At 50.7% G+C, this 15536-nt stretch carries 14 protein-coding genes; 3 read left to right on the top strand and 11 right to left on the bottom strand.

Features of this window, described 5'->3' with window-relative positions:
- Positions 1-8: 8 nt before the first annotated feature.
- Both serA and rpiA read right to left on the bottom strand, forming a co-directional pair.
- A complete protein-coding gene (gene serA / locus MUG06_RS14510) occupies positions 9-1247 on the bottom strand; it encodes a phosphoglycerate dehydrogenase (protein ID WP_215845676.1) in 1239 nt (412 codons plus the stop codon).
- A gap of 279 nt (positions 1248-1526) precedes the next feature.
- Positions 1527-2186 carry a ribose-5-phosphate isomerase RpiA gene (rpiA, locus tag MUG06_RS14505; protein ID WP_215845675.1) on the bottom strand — a complete coding sequence of 220 codons (660 nt, stop codon included), beginning with the start codon at positions 2184-2186 and terminating at the stop codon, positions 1527-1529.
- Positions 2187-2369: 183 nt separating this feature from the next.
- Between rpiA and MUG06_RS14500 the strand changes: the two genes are divergently transcribed.
- Positions 2370-3278, top strand: a complete 909-nt coding sequence (locus MUG06_RS14500) for a LysR family transcriptional regulator ArgP (RefSeq protein ID WP_215845674.1) — start codon at positions 2370-2372, stop codon at positions 3276-3278.
- Between the two features lie 34 nt (positions 3279-3312).
- On the opposite strand, the gene MUG06_RS14495 is transcribed toward MUG06_RS14500, so the two are convergent.
- From MUG06_RS14495 to tkt, 7 genes are all read right to left on the bottom strand, one after another.
- On the bottom strand, positions 3313-4038 hold the full coding sequence (locus MUG06_RS14495) for an oxidative stress defense protein (protein WP_215845673.1): 726 nt from the start codon (positions 4036-4038) through the stop codon (positions 3313-3315).
- A 282-nt stretch (positions 4039-4320) separates the two neighbouring features.
- Positions 4321-4944, bottom strand: coding sequence for an arginine exporter ArgO (argO, locus tag MUG06_RS14490; RefSeq protein WP_243079022.1), 624 nt, complete (start codon positions 4942-4944; stop codon positions 4321-4323).
- Between the two features lie 126 nt (positions 4945-5070).
- A complete protein-coding gene (gene mscS, locus MUG06_RS14485) occupies positions 5071-5979 on the bottom strand; it encodes a small-conductance mechanosensitive channel MscS (protein WP_215845671.1) in 909 nt (302 codons plus the stop codon).
- Between the two features lie 190 nt (positions 5980-6169).
- The gene (fbaA, locus tag MUG06_RS14480; protein WP_243079021.1) at positions 6170-7249 is read right to left on the bottom strand and encodes a class II fructose-bisphosphate aldolase; all 1080 of its coding nucleotides are present in this window, start codon (positions 7247-7249) and stop codon (positions 6170-6172) included.
- Between the two features lie 106 nt (positions 7250-7355).
- On the bottom strand, positions 7356-8519 hold the full coding sequence (gene pgk / locus MUG06_RS14475; RefSeq protein WP_215845669.1) for a phosphoglycerate kinase: 1164 nt from the start codon (positions 8517-8519) through the stop codon (positions 7356-7358).
- 51 nt (positions 8520-8570) lie between these two features.
- Positions 8571-9590, bottom strand: a complete 1020-nt coding sequence (gene epd, locus MUG06_RS14470) for an erythrose-4-phosphate dehydrogenase (protein ID WP_215845668.1) — start codon at positions 9588-9590, stop codon at positions 8571-8573.
- 318 nt (positions 9591-9908) lie between these two features.
- A complete protein-coding gene (gene tkt, locus MUG06_RS14465) occupies positions 9909-11903 on the bottom strand; it encodes a transketolase (RefSeq protein ID WP_215845667.1) in 1995 nt (664 codons plus the stop codon).
- 272 nt (positions 11904-12175) lie between these two features.
- Between tkt and MUG06_RS14460 the strand changes: the two genes are divergently transcribed.
- A complete protein-coding gene (locus MUG06_RS14460; RefSeq protein WP_243079020.1) occupies positions 12176-12931 on the top strand; it encodes a M48 family metallopeptidase in 756 nt (251 codons plus the stop codon).
- A 397-nt stretch (positions 12932-13328) separates the two neighbouring features.
- Here the strand turns inward: MUG06_RS14460 and MUG06_RS14455 are convergent, their stop codons facing one another.
- Complete coding sequence (locus tag MUG06_RS14455) at positions 13329-13739, bottom strand: YidB family protein (protein WP_215845665.1); 411 nt, start codon at positions 13737-13739, stop codon at positions 13329-13331.
- 146 nt (positions 13740-13885) lie between these two features.
- On the opposite strand from MUG06_RS14455, the gene MUG06_RS14450 reads away from it, so the two are divergent.
- Positions 13886-14281 (top strand): pantoate--beta-alanine ligase, encoded by a 396-nt coding sequence (locus MUG06_RS14450; RefSeq protein ID WP_243079019.1) that lies wholly within the window; start codon positions 13886-13888, stop codon positions 14279-14281.
- Positions 14282-14469: 188 nt separating this feature from the next.
- Here MUG06_RS14450 and speB read toward each other — a convergent pair whose 3' ends face one another.
- A complete protein-coding gene (gene speB, locus MUG06_RS14445; RefSeq protein ID WP_243079018.1) occupies positions 14470-15390 on the bottom strand; it encodes an agmatinase in 921 nt (306 codons plus the stop codon).
- Positions 15391-15536 lie beyond the last annotated feature (146 nt).

Genomic DNA, 15536 nt, shown 5'->3' with positions numbered 1-15536 from the left:
GATAATGATCAGTAAAGCAAACGAGCGCGTATCGTGCCCGGAATGGCTTTCATCAGGTTCAGTGCTTTATCAGCCAGCTCTTTCTCAGCATCAATATCAATCACCACATAACCCATATATGGCGACGTTTGTAGATACTGCGCAGCGATGTTAATGCCCTGCTCAGCAAATATTTGGTTGATTGCCGTCAGCACGCCCGGACGGTTTTCGTGGATGTGCAGCAAACGGCTGGCGCTGACACCATGCATTGGTAGCGACACTTCTGGGAAATTCACCGCAGAAAGCGTAGAACCGTTGTCGGAATATTTCGCCAGTTTACCGGCTACTTCGATCCCGATATTCTCCTGCGCTTCTTCGGTAGAACCACCAATGTGTGGCGTAAGAATCACGTTATCAAACTCGCTAAGCGGGGAGATAAATGGATCGCTGTTGGTTGCTGGCTCCACCGGGAATACGTCGATTGCAGCACCACCGACATGCTTACTCGCCAATGCATTACACAGGGCTGGAATATCAACAACCGTGCCACGTGAAGCGTTAATCAGCAGCGCGCCTGGCTTCATCTGCGCCAGCTGATCTGCACCGATCATATCTTGCGTCGACAGTGTTTCAGGCACATGCAGCGTGACGACATCGCTCAGGTTCAGCAGTTCATTAAGACCACGCACCTGTGTTGCGTTGCCCAACGGCAGTTTATTTTCGATGTCATAAAAGTAAACATGCATGCCCAGGCTTTCAGCCAGCACGCCTAACTGCATACCGATATGGCCATATCCAATGATGCCAAGCTTCTTGCCGCGAGCCTCAAACGAGCCTTTCGCGTTTTTGTTCCAGATACCGCGATGCGCTTTGGCATTGGCTTCTGGAATACCGCGCAGCATTAACAGCATTTCACCAATTACCAGTTCGGCTACCGAACGGGTATTTGAGAATGGCGCATTAAAGACCGGAATACCGCGTTTGGCAGCAGCATCCAGATCGACCTGGTTGGTCCCAATGCAAAAGCAGCCAACAGCGACCAGTTTTTCAGCTGCTGCAAAGATCTCTTCAGTCAGTTGGGAGCGGGAACGGATACCGATAAAATGCGCATCGCGGATGGATGCTTTTAACGCCTCCGAATCCAATGCACCTTTGTGGAATTCAATATTGGTGTAACCTGCTGCACGCAGATTATCCAGCGCGCTCTGATGGACACCTTCCACCAGCAGGAACTTAATTTTGTCTTTTTCCAGTGATACCTTTGCCATTTCCCGACCCTATTCAGTATTCAACGAGGGCTACCATAAGCCAGCCTTCTGTCAAAATATCAAAATTTACGCGTCCGGCAATACAAACGATTGCCTGGCTACCAGCACGGCAACGTCCAGCAGCAGCACATTGCCGTACAAAATCGGGATCTGAGCAATTAAGGGAGAACGAACCCGCTGTCAATGCCGCTTATGTGACATAAGTCACCAAATTTCATCCCTGTAAGAAAAGATGTTTCACGAGAAGAAATTAGTGGCATACCGACAGTGCCGGGCAGATCATTTTTTGATGGTTCTAACGCCATCTGGGCCGCCGATCAGTGCAATATCCGCGGAGCGTGCAGCAAAAAGTCCAACGGTCACGACGCCAGGCAAAGCATTAATCGCTTTTTCTAAAGCAATAGGGTCAAGGATGCGGAGATTATGCACATCAAGAATAATGTTGCCGTTGTCGGTAACCACTTTCTGACGGTATTCAGGCAGGCCGCCCAGCTTAACCAGCTCACGCGCCACGAAGCTACGCGCCATAGGAATGACTTCAACCGGCAGCGGGAAATGGCCGAGTACATCCACCTCTTTAGAGGTGTCGGCGATACAGATAAAGGTGTCCGCTACCGCAGCCACAATCTTCTCACGCGTAAGTGCCGCACCGCCGCCTTTGATCATTTGCATCTGTGGATTGATTTCATCGGCCCCATCAACGTAGATCGATAAGCTATCGATTTCGTTCAGGTCAAATACCTGAATGCCAAGGCTTTTCAGTTTCTGGGTAGAGGCTTCCGAACTCGATACAGCGCCTTCAATTTGATGCTTCATCGTAGCAAGCGCATCAATAAAGTGTGCAGCGGTCGAACCGGTGCCAACGCCAACCACTGTTCCTGGCTGCACATAATCGAGTGCAGCCCAACCTACGGCTTTTTTCAGTTCATCCTGGGTCATGATATGTTTAAAACCTGTGCGACAACGGGGTGCGCGTAGTATAAAGCAAGGCTTGTTAAAAATGCTCGGGTGAGTGTGCTGGATTAATCGCTTTGGAAGCCAGCCCACAAAAAAGTTAGACATCCGTCACATGTGGCACTTTTATGGCATAGTAACGTCCATCCTGAAGGAGAGAGAACAAGAATGAAACGCCCCGATTACCGAACGCTTCAGGCGCTGGATGCTGTGATACGTGAACGCGGCTTTGAGCGCGCCGCACAAAAATTATGTATCACCCAATCTGCGGTCTCACAGCGTATCAAACAGCTGGAAAACCTGTTTGGTCAGCCACTGTTAGTGCGTACCGTACCGCCCCGCCCAACCGAACAAGGGCAAAAATTACTCGCGTTGTTGCATCAAGTAGAGTTGCTGGAAGAAGAATGGCTCGGTGGCGATGATAACAGCGGTACTGCGCCGCTGCTGCTGTCGCTGGCAGTTAACGCCGACAGTCTGGCAACCTGGCTGTTACCCGCACTGAAAGATGTACTGGCTGATTCGCCGGTGCGGCTCAATTTACAGGTCGAAGATGAAACCCGCACGCAGGAACGTCTGCGCCGCGGCGAAGTGGTGGGTGCAGTGAGTATTCAACCTCAGCCGCTACCCAGCTGTCTGGTTGATCAGCTTGGCGCTTTAGATTATCTGTTTGTCGCCTCACCCGATTTCGCCGATCGCTTCTTTCCAAATGGCGTGACGCGTTCAGCGCTGCTAAAGGCGCCTGCGGTGGCATTTGATCATCTTGATGATATGCATCAGGCATTTTTGCAGCAGAATTTCGACTTATCACCGGGCAGCGTGCCCTGTCATATTGTGAACTCATCGGAAGCGTTTGTGCAGATGGCCCGTCAGGGTTCAACCTGCTGTATGATTCCGCACCTGCAAATTGAGCGTGAACTGGCTAGCGGCGAGCTGATCGACTTGACGCCGGGCCTGCAGCAACGTCGTATGCTTTACTGGCATCGCTTTGCGCCAGAGAGTCGTTTGATGCGTCGGGTAACTGATGCGCTGATTGCGCATGGACATCGCGTTTTGCGACAGGATGATGTTGCAGCGTAAGATGAAGAAACGGGGCGAAATGCCCCGTTTTGCTTTATGGCGTATTGGGTTTGATTTCAAACACCACATCAACCTGATCATCAAAGTTGATACTTTGCTGATCATAGGTTTCCTGTGCAGAGGTATCCGCAGGTGCCGCCGCCGCTTTGTACATGCGGGCCATTGGCATCGGTTGATAATTTGAAACCTGATAACGAATGCTGTAAATCGAGCCCAGCTTGGCATTAAATCCTTCTGCAAGTTCTGAGGCTTGCTGAGTTGCATTTTTAATCGCGGCTTTACGCGCTTGCTGTTTATAGTCGTTTGGATTGGCTACGCCCAACTCAACACTGCGAATCTCATTCAGACCCGACTTCAGTGCCCCATCCAGCAAATCATTAAGCTTATCGAGATGACGTAACGTCACCTGCACTTCACGCACAGCACGATAGCCTTTCAGAACCGATTTACCCTCTTTGGTATAGTCGTATTCTGGCTGTGTGCTCAGATTTGCGGCATCAATATCTTTTTTCTCAATGCTGTTTTTCTGCAGAAAATCAAAATATTGCTGAACGCGCCCATCTGCTTGTTTTTTGGCATCAGCGGCGTCTTTTGACGACACGTTCACCACAATTGATAAGGTCGCAATATCCGGGCGGGCATCAACCGTTGCCTTGCCTGAAGTGACGACATGCGGTCCATTAGGTAATTCATCAGCTTGTGCGCTTAAAGGTAATCCAGCGCTCATCATTGCGGCCAAAGCCAATGCTTTCAGTTTCATGAAAGTCCTCCTTGAAGATGTCAATTCAATAGCTTCCAACGTGGCGAAGCCCAAAACGCATAGCGATGCGCCATGCTTTGAGTGGTGATTATGGCAAAAGTTCTGCTCAACGCCGCTTAAACGTCAGAACTATCGCAGTGACGTGTGCACATAACGCTAATTCAGTGACGTCATGTTTCGGACAATGTCCTTATTAGCTGAAGGCTGGCTTTTTGCGGGCTTTAATTTTTAAAACGTAGCAAGCGCAGGCGATTTGCCTGCGCTTGAGAAACAGCAGTTCAATTAGAGGCTCGTAATGCTCTGACTTGCCAATTGAAAGGCGATGAACCACATGATCGTGCCCACCAGCAGGTTGATAATGCGCTGAGCGCGTGCGGTGCGCAGCAGCGGAGAAAGCCAGGCCGCTAACAACGCCAATCCAAAGAACCACAAAATAGAGGCGCTAATGGTGCCGAACGCGAACCATTGTCGTGCTGATTCTGATGCAAACTGGCTGCCTAAACTGCCCAATACCACAAAGGTGTCCAGATAAACATGCGGATTAAGCCATGTAACCGCCAGCACGGTGGCAATGATGCGCCAGCGGCTCTGCTTGATGGCTGTCTCCTCTGACAACGTCACATCGCCGCTAAAGGCCGTACGTAACGCTCCCCAGCCATACCATAGCAAAAACGCGACGCCAGCCCAGGTAATCATCATGAGCAGCAGTGGCGATTGGCTCAGTAATGCGTTTCCGCCGAAAATCCCGGCACAAATGAGCGCGATATCGCTCAACGTGCAAAGGGCTGCTGTCATAAAGTGATATTGACGCTTAACACCCTGATTCATGACGAAAGCATTTTGGGGGCCAAGCGGCAGAATAAGTGCTGCGCCAAGCGCAAGCCCTTGAAAAAATACAGATAACACAGGGAGATATCCTTACATCGGTGCGATGCAAAGGATTATAGTGACGCGAGATGATTAGTGGAAATTGAAAAATTTAATGTTTGATTAGATAAATTAATGGGCGGCATCGCACCGCCCATTGTGTCATTAAATTTTCGTTTGCACGGGTTGTTCCGCTTTGACGGGTTCAGCCGATTCTGCTGCGTCAGCTTGCTTGGTGTGATGGAAATGCACATCCATCTGCGGGTACGGAATACCGATACCTTTTGCATCCAGTGCGCGTTTAAAGTTCTTCAGCAGGTCCCAGTAAACATCCTGCAGATCACCGCTGTTGCTCCAGCAGCGCACCACAAAGTTAAGTGATGATGCAGCAAGCTCATTCAAGCCAATCTGGATGCCCTTGTCTTTCAAGACGCGATCGTCAGCTTCAACCACTTCCTTTAATAGCGCGATCACTTCATCCACATCCGCGTCGTACGCTACGCCAATGATGAACTCATTCCGACGAACCGGTTCACGTGAAAAGTTAACAATGTTGCCACTGATAATTTTGCCGTTTGGCACCACAACCATCTTGCCATCAGCACTTCTCAGCGTAGTAGAGAAGATCTGCACATTCAGTACGGTACCCATTACGCCGCCGAGATCGACAAACTCGCCAGTACGGAACGGACGGAAGGTCACCAGCAGCACGCCAGCCGCGAGATTCGAAAGCGACCCCTGCAATGCCAAACCTACGGCTAAACCGGCAGCACCCAGTACGGCAATGACGGAGGCGGTTTGCACCCCAACGCGCCCCAGCGCAGCAATCACGGTAAAAGCGATTACGCCATAGCGCACCAGCGCAGAAAGAAAGTCCGCTACGGTTGCATCAATGTGACGTGCCAGCAGCAGGCGATTCACCCCATTAGATATAATGCGGGCGATGATCATCCCGACGATAATAATGGCAATTGCCGCCACAATATTGACTGCATAGCTCAGAAGCAGCGCCTGGTTACGTACCAGCCAGCTACCCGCAGTGTTGATACCATTGACGACGTTTAAGTCTTCCATTAGTAAGCCCTGTTGTTAATTCCCGTCGGGAAAGCACAAAAACTGCCAGATGTAATCCGACACCCGTGATCAAGGGTAATCAATTATCCAGCGAAGCGCCAAACAGCAGAGGAATTAAGTGAAATTTCCAGAATAACGGGCATAAAAAAAGGCCCTTTCGGGCCTTTTTTGTACTGTAACGTAGAATTAATTACAGTACGTCAACTGCGTTGAGCTCTTTGAATGCTTGCTCAAGACGCACCACCATGGATGCCTGAGCAGAGCGCAGCCATACGCGTGGGTCGTAGTATTTCTTGTTCGGCTTGTCAGCACCTTCTGGATTACCCAGCTGCGCTTGCAGATAGCCTTCGTTCTTTTTGTAGTACTGCAGGATGCCGTCCCAGGTTGCCCATTGGGTGTCGGTATCGATGTTCATCTTGATCACGCCGTAGCCGATAGACTCTTCGATTTCTGCAGCAGATGAACCTGAACCACCGTGGAAAACGAAGTCCAGTGCGTTATGCGCCAGGCCATGTTTCTTGGTCACGAATTCCTGAGAATCACGCAGGATGGTTGGCGTCAGCTTCACGTTACCTGGCTTATAAACGCCGTGAACGTTACCGAATGACGCAGCGATAGTGAAACGTGGGCTGATGGCATTCAGTTTTTCGTAAGCGTAGTTAACGTCTTCTGGCTGGGTGTAGAGTGCAGATGCGTCCATATGGCTGTTGTCGACGCCATCTTCTTCACCGCCGGTGCAGCCCAGTTCGATCTCCAGCGTCATATCCAGTTTGGCCATACGCTCAAGATATTTGCTGCAAATTTCGATGTTTTCTTCCAGTGATTCTTCAGACAGGTCGATCATGTGTGAAGAGAACAGCGGTTTACCGGTTTTCTTGAAGTGCTCTTCGCCAGCGTCCAGCAGGCCGTCGATCCACGGCAGCAGTTTCTTCGCACAGTGGTCGGTATGCAGAATAACAGGCACGCCATACTGCTCAGCCATCAGGTGAACATGATAGGCACCGGCGATAGCGCCGAAAATTGCCGCGCCCTGTGGCTTGTCGGTTTTGAAACCTTTACCGGCGATAAATGCAGCACCGCCGTTAGAGAACTGAACGATAACGGGCGCTTTCGCTTTCGCTGCCGCTTCCAGAACCGCGTTGATAGAATCGGTGCCGACGCAGTTTACCGCTGGCAGGGCGAATTTATTCTCTTTCGCCACTTTGAAGATCTTCTGTACGTCGTCACCAGTGACTACGCCGGGTTTAACGAAATCAAAAATTTTAGACATGATTGTGTCCTGTTTCGTGATCGTGCTTCCCCTTAAATGGGGTACGATTTAAACGCCCAATCGGGCAAGTCTTCAGGCGACGCCATCTGGCATCGCCCCCAAAGGATTACTGCTTCGCACGCTCTTCCAACATGGCAACCGCTGGCAATTTTTTGCCTTCGACGAATTCCAGGAACGCGCCGCCGCCGGTTGAGATGTAGGAAATTTTGTCTTCAATGCCGAACAGGTCGATTGCCGCTAAGGTATCGCCGCCGCCTGCAACAGAGAAAGCTTCGCTGTCTGCAATGGCGTTGGCAACGATTTCGGTGCCTTTACGGAAGTTCGGGAATTCGAACACACCCACCGGGCCGTTCCACAGGATGGTTTTCGCATCTTTCAGAATGGCAGCCATCGCCTGTGCAGTTTCGTCGCCGAAGTCCATAATCTCTTCGTTATCCGCCACTTCGGAAACCTTTTTCACGGTAGACGGGGCAGTTTCAGAGAATTCTGTGCCAACGCGAGAATCAGTTGGAACCGGAATACCGTACTGATCGCGCAGCTCTTTTGCTGCGGCTACAAAGTCTGGCTCGTACAGCGATTTACCGACGTTGTTGTCGATTGCGACGAAGGTGTTAGCGATACCGCCGCCGACGATAACCTTGTCAGCGATTTTAACCAGTGACTGCAACACGTCGAATTTGGTCGATACTTTTGACCCACCCACGACTGCGACCAGCGGACGCTGCGGGTTGTTCATCACTTTACCCAAGGCTTCCAGCTCGGCAGAAAGCAGCGGGCCTGCACATGCGATAGGCGCGAATTTACCTACGCCGTGGGTTGAAGCTTGTGCACGGTGCGCAGTACCGAAAGCGTCCATCACGAATACGTCGCACAGTGCAGCGTATTTTTTAGACAGTGCTTCGTCATCTTTCTTTTCGCCTTTGTTAAAGCGAACGTTTTCCAGAACCACCAGCTCACCTGCGCCGACTTCAACGCCTTCAAGATATTCTTTAGCCAGGGTAACGTTGGTGCCGCTCAGCTTATCTTTCAGATAGTTAACGACCGGCAGCAGAGAGAACTCTTCGTTGTATTCACCTTCGGTCGGACGACCCAGGTGAGAGGTAACCATCACTTTCGCGCCCTGTTTCAACGCCGCTTCGATGGTAGGCAGAGAAGCACGGATACGTGCATCAGACGTCACTTTCCCTTCTTTCACTGGTACGTTGAGATCGGCACGGATCAGAACGCGTTTGCCAGCAAGATCCAGATCGGTCATCTTAATTACAGACATGGTGAATCCTCTCGTTGATTCTCGTAAGTTTTGCCAGACGCAGACCGCGTCTTACCTGAAACCGCTTGCGGCCATTGCTAACGTCGTGTCGAGCATTCGGTTAGCAAAGCCCCATTCGTTGTCACACCAAACCAAGGTCTTGATCAGGTGCTGACCGCTGACCCGCGTTTGCGTACCGTCCACAATGGCACTGTGCGGATCATGGTTAAAATCGACTGAGACTAACGGTAATTCTGTATAGTCAACTATACCACGAAATGCACCCTCTGCCGCGCTTTGCAACAAAGCGTTAACTTCACACGCCTTTACGCCCTGACGCACAGAAACACTGAGATCAATGGCTGTCACGTTGATGGTCGGCACACGCACCGCTATCGCTTCAAAGCGGTCGTTAAATTTCGGAAAAATACGGGTAATGCCAGCCGCTAAACGCGTATCCACCGGAATGATTGACTGACTTGCTGCACGCGTGCGGCGCAGGTCGCTGTGATAAGCATCAATCACCTGTTGATCGTGCATCGCCGAGTGAATTGTCGTTACTGTGCCAGATTCGATGCCAAAGGCGTCGTCCAGCAGCTTGATCACTGGGATAATGCAGTTCGTGGTACAGGATGCATTGGACACGATGCGGTCAGATTGTTTAAGAGCCTGTTCGTTAACACCGAACACCACTGTTGCGTCGAGGTCGTTGCCACCCGGATGGGAGAACAAGACTTTTTTCGCACCCGCTTGCAGATGTGCTTCACCATCCGCACGCGATCCGTAAACGCCGGTACAATCCAGCACCACATCCACGTTCAGCTCGCGCCACGGCAACCCTTTCAGTTCAGCCTGATGCAAGATGCGAATGGTGTCATCACCCACCCACAACAGATCGCGCTCCTGACGCACATCAAACGCGAAACGACCGTGGCTGGTGTCGTACTTTAGCAAATGCGCCATGCCGACAGCTTCTGCCAGCTCGTTGATCGCCACCACGGTGATTTCAGCACGTCGCCCTGTTTCATACAGGGCGCGCAATACGTTGCGTCCAATACGGCCAAAACCATTTATAGCTACCCGGACGGTCATCTTTCTCCTGCCAAATCTGACTGAAAAAACGTGCCGTTAGCCTGAGCGTTATCCTGCGTTTTGTACAGGAGATTATTACCCGGCATCGTCCGAAACTGGATTATCTGGAGCAATAACTGAAACGGTTCAGCGAGGATAAGGGAAGGAAGGAATAACAGGAATGATTGTGATCAATTACGCTGCTTATATTTGGATCTGCGTCACAAATATGCATAAAAAACGATTATTACTGTAGGAATAAAGCGTCAAAAAAGGGACGAATGTGCTCGTCCCTTATAAACAGGCTAAACAGCGCGGCTGCGCTGCTTTAGTATCCCGTTACGCTAACAGCGCTTTGGCTTTTGCCACGACGTTGTCGACGGTAAAACCAAACAGTTCAAACAGCTGGTCAGCCGGAGCGGATTCGCCGAAGCTGGTCATACCGATGATTGCGCCGTTCAGACCGGTGTATTTAAACCAGTAATCTGCAATGCCCGCTTCGATTGCTACGCGTGCGCTGACGGCTTTTGGCAGCACAGACTCACGGTATTCATCGCTCTGCTTGTCGAATGCATCGGTAGATGGCATAGACACGACGCGCACTTTACGACCTTCGCTGGTCAGCTTGTCGTAAGCAGCTACGGCCAGCTCAACTTCTGAACCGGTGGCGATCAGGATCAACTCAGGCGTGCCTGCAGAATCCTTGAGCACGTAACCACCACGCGCTACGTTTGCCAGCTGCTCAGCGGTACGTTCCTGCTGTGCAAGGTTCTGACGCGAGAAGATCAGCGCGCTTGGGCCGTCTTTACGCTCAATGGCATATTTCCATGCCACTGCAGATTCAACCTGGTCACATGGACGCCACAAGCTCATGTTTGGCGTGGTACGCAGGCTCGCCATTTGCTCAACCGGCTGGTGCGTTGGGCCATCTTCGCCCAGACCGATAGAGTCATGGGTATAAACCATGATCTGACGGATCTTCATTAGTGCCGCCATACGCGCCGCGTTACGCGCATATTCAACGAACATCAGGAAGGTTGCGGTGTAAGGCAGGAAACCACCGTGCAGCGCCAGACCGTTAGCAATTGCGGTCATACCAAATTCGCGCACGCCGTAGTGAATGTAGTTACCGGCTGCATCTTCATTGATTGGCTTGGATCCAGACCAAATAGTCAGGTTACTTGGCGCCAGGTCAGCGGAACCGCCTAAATATTCTGGCAGAATCTTACCGAAAGCTTCGATAGCATTCTGTGACGCTTTGCGGCTGGCGATTTTGGCTGGATTAGCCTGCAGCTGCTCAACAAATTTCTGCGACTCTTCCTGCCAGTTAGCAGGCAGTTCGTTGCTTACGCGACGCTTGAATTCAGCCGCCAGCTCTGGGTTTTCTTTAGCATAGGCCGCAAACTTCTCGTTCCAGGTTGCTTCTTTCGCCTGGCCAACTTCTTTCGCATCCCATTCAGCATAGATTTCTGAAGGAATAACGAACGGCGCATGTTCCCAGCCCAGCTGTTTGCGGGTCAGTGCGATTTCGTCGTCGCCCAGCGGTGCGCCGTGTGAATCGTGCGTACCGGCTTTGTTTGGAGAACCGAAACCGATCACGGTTTTGCACATCAGCAGTGAAGGCTTGTCGCTAACCGCTTTCGCTTCTTCGATGGCTTGAGCAATTGCATCTGCGTTATGACCATCAACGCCGCGCACCACATGCCAGCCATACGCTTCGAAGCGCTTAGCGGTGTCGTCGGTGAACCAGCCATCAATGTGACCATCGATAGAAATGCCGTTGTCATCATAGAAGGCAACCAGCTTGCCTAACTTCAGCGTACCCGCCAGCGAGCAGACTTCGTGTGAGATGCCTTCCATCATGCAACCATCGCCCATGAATACGTAGGTATTGTGATCTACGATGTCATGGCCTGGACGGTTGAACTGCGCTGCCAGCGTACGCTCGGCAATGGCGAAGCCTACTGCGTTAGCGATGCCCTGGCCCAGCGGACCGGTGGTGGTTTCAACGCCAACGGTGTAGCCGTATTCCGGGTGACCTGGAGTTTTAGAATGCAGCTGACGGAAGTTTTCCAGCTCGCTCATCGGCAGATCATAGCCGGAAAGGTGCAGCAAGCTGTAAATCAGCATGGAGCCATGACCGTTAGAGAGGACAAAACGGTCGCGATCGGCCCACAGTGGGTTAGTTGGGTTGTGATTCAGGTAGCCACGCCACAGTACTTCGGCGATATCCGCCATGCCCATTGGGGCACCCGGATGTCCCGATTTAGCTTTCTGTACTGCATCCATACTTAATGCGCGAATGGCGTTGGCGAGCTCTTTACGAGAGGGCATTTTCTACTCCAGGTCGGATTAATGCTTAGCGTCTTAACTTATTGTAATTAATCAGTTATCAAGCGAAGCAAGGAAAAAGTTGCACATCAATGTACATGAAACTAAGGGCAAAAGTACATGCTGCAAATGGCTAAATGTCTCCGCTTCGTCTGGCTTTCTCAGCGTAGTCTGCTAGCAAAGCGTGAGACACCGCGTTATAAAAAACACCTTTAAATACCTGCCTATGTTTCAGGTGTTTGTTTTTCTTACCTTGTTACCAAAAGGACGATGGAATGAAAATCCAAAAAACGGCTGTAGCTCTTGGAATTGCAGTGCTGCTGAGTAGCTGCGCCGGGTTTGACAATAATGCGCTACTGCAATCTGGTGCGCAGGCGTATCAGGCTTACACGCTGAGCGATGATCAGGTGAAACAGCTGAGCAATCAATCTTGTGAACAGATGGATAAAGAGAACCAGATTGCGCCCGCCAACAGTGAATATCAGCAGCGTTTAAATAAGATTGCCGCCGCACTCGGTGACAACATCAATGGCGTTCCTGCCAATTACAAGGTTTATCAAACCAAAGACGTTAACGCATGGGCAATGGCCAACGGCTGTATCCGTGTTTACAGCGGCTTGATGGATATGATGACCGATAATGAAGTAGAAGGTGTACTCGGCCACGAAATGGGTCACGTTGCCTTGGGCCATACGCGCAAAGCGATGCAGGTTGCTTACGGCACTACCGCTGCGCGCACTGCAGCCGCGTCGGTGGGTGGCGTAATCGGTTCGCTTTCGCAATCTCAGTTAGGCGAGTTGGGTGAGAAACTGGTTAACGCGCAATTCTCGCAGACGCAAGAATCGCAGGCTGATGATTACTCCTATGACTTGATGAAGAAACGCAACATCAATCCAAATGGATTGGTCACCAGTTTTGAGAAATTAGCGAAGCTAGAGGAAGGACGCCAAAGCACAATGTTTGATTCGCATCCTGCCTCTGAAGAGCGTGCGGAGCATATTCGCGATCGTATCGCGGCAGACAGTAAGTAGTTTCTGTTTGAAATAGTGCCTGCTGTCCTCTATCCCGGCCTTCCCCTGCCAAGCGGAGCAAGGAGACGCTGCCAAAAACAGCTTCAATGCTTACATAAAGCAGCGTCTTCCTCCTCCATTTATGGGGGAGGACCGAAGCGGGGAAAAGTCAGCACAATGCCGTTTCGAAAGGAGATGCTGCCAAAAACAGCTTAAACGCTTACATAAAGCAGCGTTTTCCTCTTCCATTTATGGGGGAGGACCGAGGTGGGGGAAAGCCAGCACAATGCCGTTTCGAAAGGAGACGCTGCCAAAAACAGCTTAAACGCTTACATAAAGCAGCGTCTTCCTCCTCCATTTATGGGAGAGGAGCGAGGTGGGGGAAAGCCAGCACAATTTCATTAAAGCCCGCTTTTGACTAACGTTTAAACAGTTGATCAACCATCGTTCCTAAATCCAGTTGCTTATCATGCAATGTCTGTTCATCCATCTGCCCTTGCGGCGACATCTTATCGATCAACTGCGGCAGCAGCGCGGCTAACGTGCCGGATGCACCTTGCACATCAGTGCCCAGCTTATCTGCCAGCGACTGCAATTCACCCTGTCCAAACGCAGACTGGATATCGTTCCCACCCACTGGCTGATTATTCCCAGTACCGATCCATGAACCCAGCACTTCACCCAAACCACCTTGCTGAAATTTATGCAGCAGCACTTCTATACCGCCCTGCTCCTGTACCCAATTCCAGATCGCCTGCAACTGCCCAAGCTTGTTGCCCTGCCCTTGTCCGTTCCCCAGCGATCCAACCAATTCGTCAAGAAAACTCATAACTGCCTCCAGAGATTAATCTTCCGTCAGTAAGTCTAGTTGCTGATCACCTGTCACGCTGCTGACATCCATCCCCGAGCAGTTATTTAAGTTTCGCTTAAATTGAGTCGATGAAGTAACTGCAGTAGCCCACACTCGGAACGCAAATGAAAACGGTCATCACTTTTGGTACTTTCGATGTATTACATATTGGGCATATCAATATATTACAACGTGCTAAATCGCAGGGTGACAGGCTAATTGTTGGCATTTCATCGGATGCTTTAAATTTCGCGAAGAAAAATCGTTATCCGGTTTATCCAGAACAGGAAAGAAAAGCGATCATCGCATCGATAGGTTGTGTGGATGAGGTGTTTATAGAAGAATCTCTCGAGCTTAAAGCGGAATACATTAAGAAGTACGCGGCGCATACCCTTGTCATGGGCAATGATTGGGAAGGGAAATTCGACAACTATAAAACTATATGCGAAGTGGTTTACCTGCCGAGAACGGAAAATATATCTACCACGCAAATCATTACGCAAATTAGAAAATACGCTTAATTCACCCTTTCTATTCTTAGATTAATGTCATTATTCTCACAACGCATTATTGGCTGAATAAAACTAAATTCCTCTCTTAAAGCTGCCAGCCATTGTTACCGGATATATGAATATCTGATAGAGGCTTATTAATAACCCTATCAACCCTTGCCGGGGTCAACACCGCCGGCAAGGGACTTTACGCCAAATCAGCCTTTGTTCGCTGCTTGAACATGCAGCATATCCAGCGCCAGGGTAGCCGCAGCCAGCGCAGTCAAATCAGCGTGATCGTAACCCGGCGCGACTTCAACCAAATCCATCCCGACGATATTCATACCTTGCAGGCCGCGAATCAGCTTGGTCGCTTTATCAGTGGTTAATCCACCAATTACCGGCGTGCCGGTGCCAGGCGCATGCGCCGGATCCAGACAGTCGATATCAAAGGTGAGATAAACCGGCAGATCGCCAACAGTGCGTTTCACTTCCGCCAGGATGTCGTCCACGCTGCGATCGTTAACCTGCGCCGCATCCAACACGTTAAAGCCCAGGCTCTTATCAAATTCGGTACGAATGCCGATTTGCACCGAGTGCTGCGGATCGATCAAACCTTCTTTCGGCGCGGTGAAAAACATTGTGCCGTGATCAAAAGTTGGGCCGTTGGAATAGGTATCGGTGTGTGCATCAAAATGCACCAATGCCATCTTGCCGAAATGCTTCGCATGGGCACGCAGCAGCGGCAGCGTGACGTAATGGTCGCCACCAAAAGTCATCATGCGCTTGCCGTTTGCCAGCAGTTTTTCGGCGTGTGCCTGCAGCTTGTCTGAGAGATCCTGTGAATCACCAAATGCGTAAACCAGATCGCCGCAATCCACGACATTTAAACGCTGACGCAGATCGAAATCCCACGGCCAGCGGCAGCCTTCCCACGCCAGGTTGGTTGAGATCTGACGAATCGCGCCCGGTCCAAGACGGCTTCCCGGACGGCCCGACGTTGCGGCATCAAAAGGAACGCCAGTGATGACCCATTCAGCATCGCTTTCGTAGGGTTGAAAGTTGATCGGGAAACGCATGAAACCGAAGGCGTTAGAGACCAGGGAGTTATCGTACTGATTGCCCAGGGTGTTATACATAAATCGTCCTCTATATATCCGTGAGTCGGGCCAAGCCCGCATGCAGCTTAAGGTATAGATGAAAAAAATCCCCTCCGCGTCGTTAAACCCGACGAGGAAGGGATAGGTATTTAATCTCGTGATTATCGCGGAGAACGTGATGTGCT

Source organism: Pantoea sp. MQR6 (assembly GCF_022761075.1).
Taxonomy (GTDB): Bacteria; Pseudomonadota; Gammaproteobacteria; order Enterobacterales; family Enterobacteriaceae; genus Pantoea; species Pantoea phytostimulans.
Note: the sequence above shows the minus strand (reverse complement) of the source record. Positions and strands in the feature narration are given on the sequence as shown.

Excerpts from the sequence above, each read along its gene's own strand:
- fbaA (WP_243079021.1), bottom strand. The coding sequence starts at position 7,249 with ATGTCTAAAATTTTTGATTTCGTTAAACCCGGCGTAGTCACTGGTGAC.
- rpiA (WP_215845675.1), bottom strand. The coding sequence starts at position 2,186 with ATGACCCAGGATGAACTGAAAAAAGCCGTAGGTTGGGCTGCACTCGAT.
- serA (WP_215845676.1), bottom strand. The coding sequence starts at position 1,247 with ATGGCAAAGGTATCACTGGAAAAAGACAAAATTAAGTTCCTGCTGGTG.
- tkt (WP_215845667.1), bottom strand. The coding sequence starts at position 11,903 with ATGCCCTCTCGTAAAGAGCTCGCCAACGCCATTCGCGCATTAAGTATG.
- MUG06_RS14455 (WP_215845665.1), bottom strand. The coding sequence starts at position 13,739 with ATGAGTTTTCTTGACGAATTGGTTGGATCGCTGGGGAACGGACAAGGG.
- MUG06_RS14500 (WP_215845674.1), top strand. The coding sequence starts at position 2,370 with ATGAAACGCCCCGATTACCGAACGCTTCAGGCGCTGGATGCTGTGATA.
- MUG06_RS14460 (WP_243079020.1), top strand. The coding sequence starts at position 12,176 with ATGAAAATCCAAAAAACGGCTGTAGCTCTTGGAATTGCAGTGCTGCTG.
- MUG06_RS14450 (WP_243079019.1), top strand. The coding sequence starts at position 13,886 with ATGAAAACGGTCATCACTTTTGGTACTTTCGATGTATTACATATTGGG.
- epd (WP_215845668.1), bottom strand. The coding sequence starts at position 9,590 with ATGACCGTCCGGGTAGCTATAAATGGTTTTGGCCGTATTGGACGCAAC.
- pgk (WP_215845669.1), bottom strand. The coding sequence starts at position 8,519 with ATGTCTGTAATTAAGATGACCGATCTGGATCTTGCTGGCAAACGCGTT.
- speB (WP_243079018.1), bottom strand. The coding sequence starts at position 15,390 with ATGTATAACACCCTGGGCAATCAGTACGATAACTCCCTGGTCTCTAAC.
- mscS (WP_215845671.1), bottom strand. The coding sequence starts at position 5,979 with ATGGAAGACTTAAACGTCGTCAATGGTATCAACACTGCGGGTAGCTGG.
- MUG06_RS14495 (WP_215845673.1), bottom strand. The coding sequence starts at position 4,038 with ATGAAACTGAAAGCATTGGCTTTGGCCGCAATGATGAGCGCTGGATTA.